Raw genomic sequence first — 413 nt, 5'->3', positions numbered from 1 at the left:
GTGCTGCTGGGGGTGGGCGCCCTGACGCTCGCCCTGGCGGCGGCCCTGGCCGCCGTCATCGCAAGGGCCCGCCCCCCGGTGACCCCGATGGTGCCGCTGCCCGAGCACGCCGCGCCCGACCTGCACCGCCTGATACGCGGACTCGCGGACCGCCTGGAGGTCCCGGCGCCCGCCGCCGTGGCCCTCACCCCCGACTGCGACAGTTGGCTGGAGGAGCCCCCGCGGCGGGGCCCGGACGCGGCCCCCGGGCCGATCCTGGTCATCGGCTCGCCCTTCCTGTGGTGGATGCGGGTGGACGAACTGCGGGCGCTGCTGGCCCCCGTGGTCGCCGGCACCGGCCCCGCCGCCCAGCCCGACATCGCGGCCGCCCGCCGCTGTCTGCGCGGCTGGGACGCCGCCTCCGTGCCCCCCTC

General features: G+C 79.7%; 1 pseudogene. It reads left to right on the top strand.

Annotated features, from left to right (window positions below):
* A pseudogene (locus FOE67_RS28430) lies at positions 1-413 on the top strand (hypothetical protein); the annotation flags it as partial.

This window comes from Streptomyces calidiresistens, from assembly GCF_014141525.1.
Lineage (GTDB): Bacteria > Actinomycetota > Actinomycetes > Streptomycetales > Streptomycetaceae > Streptomyces > Streptomyces calidiresistens.
This window is presented reverse-complemented; position numbering and strand designations above follow the sequence as displayed.